A 247-nucleotide genomic window follows, 5' to 3' on the forward strand; every position below is an offset into this window, starting at 1 on the left:
ATTTTTAGATAGTAAGTTTGATATTACATTGGTGAGGGGGATGAGAAATGGGAAAACAACTAATTGGGCGCCGACTTCTGACTTGCATCAGCCGCAACTTTCTACTGGTAGCTGGCACGACGGTCTCTACAGTCTTTGCTGTCTGGCTAGTATCCGTCTTTATTTACGAACCGGAATATACGGCAACTAGCCAAGTATTTGTTGAACCGTCAACATCCGATACCATTCACGGCGAGGCTTTAGCCAT

Annotated in this window: 1 protein-coding gene; it reads left to right on the top strand. The window is 44.9% G+C overall.

Annotated elements, in window-relative coordinates; genetic code table 11:
- Positions 1 to 47 precede the first annotated feature (47 nt).
- Positions 48 to 247, top strand: a 200-nt coding sequence (locus R0J87_RS23230) for a hypothetical protein (protein ID WP_498889324.1), incomplete at its 3' end; no start/stop codon positions are given.

This window comes from Halomonas sp. SIMBA_159, from assembly GCF_046536035.1.
Classification (GTDB): domain Bacteria; phylum Pseudomonadota; class Gammaproteobacteria; order Pseudomonadales; family Halomonadaceae; genus Vreelandella; species Vreelandella venusta_A.